This is a genomic window from Gordonia sp. UCD-TK1, assembly GCF_001691435.1.
Classification (GTDB): Bacteria; Actinomycetota; Actinomycetes; order Mycobacteriales; family Mycobacteriaceae; genus Gordonia; species Gordonia hongkongensis.
Genome location: NZ_LZMP01000072.1, coordinates 1 through 1,159, shown reverse-complemented (window position 1 = coordinate 1,159; position 1,159 = coordinate 1). Strand labels below are relative to the sequence as shown.

The 1,159-nt window shown below is 63.4% G+C and carries 2 protein-coding genes; both read left to right on the top strand.

Going from position 1 to position 1,159, the window contains the following annotated elements; genetic code table 11:
- Positions 1 to 714, top strand: a 714-nt coding sequence (locus A9310_RS26075; RefSeq protein WP_175401204.1) for a hypothetical protein, incomplete at its 5' end; no start/stop codon positions are given.
- The gene (locus tag A9310_RS23290; RefSeq protein WP_139104731.1) at positions 707 to 1,126 is read left to right on the top strand and encodes a hypothetical protein; all 420 of its coding nucleotides are present in this window, start codon (positions 707 to 709) and stop codon (positions 1,124 to 1,126) included. The genes A9310_RS26075 and A9310_RS23290, both read left to right, overlap by 8 nt.
- Positions 1,127 to 1,159: the final 33 nt, after the last annotated feature.

Below are 1,159 nucleotides of genomic sequence, written 5' to 3'. Positions count from 1 at the left end.
GCCATGGAGAGTTGGAAGGCCCGCCACGACCGCTTGCGCGACGCCGTACTCGAATCCGGCGTAGCCATTCAAATCGCGGGCGGGTGTGACATGTCGCCACCGACTCTGTACGTGGGTACCGGTTTCACTAAGACACTGAAAGACGCCGTTGCCGAGCGTATCGAGCTGAAGCGACAGGAGAAGGACTACGAGAGGGTGGCTCGGCAGTTCGCCGAGGTTGGTGAAATCCTCGGTCAGGGCGCGGATTCGCTGCCGACTACAGCGCGCTTCATCGTTGCTGAACGGGATCAACTTCGGCGCGACCTCGAATCACTGCAAGACAGCCTGGACGAGCAGCAAGAGGTTGTAGTGCCATCGGTCGCAGCGTCTCTGCCTGAACCGGATGCCACCAACCCCGACCATCTCCGGTGGGCGGCGGACGTCACAGAGCGGTTCGTGTGGGCGAAGAACTCCGGTGGCTACACCGCCATCGCAGTCGTCTCCGAGATGAAGTCCGAAGCCGACGCCCTGGATGCTGCCCGGTCTGCCGAGCGGGAACGGGAACAACGCATCGAGGCAGCGGCGAAGTCGGCATACGAACATCACGAGGGGTTCGTGGTCCGTGGAGATGGGAAGTGGCAGCCCTGGGATCAGTTGTCCGAGTCTCTGCGTGAGGGCTGGCGGTCGACCGTAGTCGCTGCTGGTCTGCTTCGGGGTGGTGGTCGGGGTGAGTAGCGATCCCGCCGTCCAGCTCATCGCCAACCACCTGCCACTACACGGCGAGTACCGCGTCGGCAATGTCGGATGCACCTGCGGCTGGGAAGCATTCGTACAGGTCGACCCGATCGCCGATGACCTCGACCAGGCCAAGACGGAGACGTTCGCCGCTCATGTGGTTGCCGCTATCCGTGACAGCGGCTACACCGTCATCGCACTACCCGAAGTCGACGATCCGCAGGCGAACGTGTGGCGCATCAACCGGGATCGAACTCCGACGGCACCTGACGGGGCGCACGTGCGAGTCCGCCACTGGCCAGCAGGGACACGAATCGGAGCATTCGGCACCGAAGACATGAGCCCCGCGACCGCACTCGCTGCCGGTGCCGCTCTCATCGCCGCCGCCAAACACACAGGAGACACACAATGACCGGCACCGAAATCAGTGACGACGAACGAGATG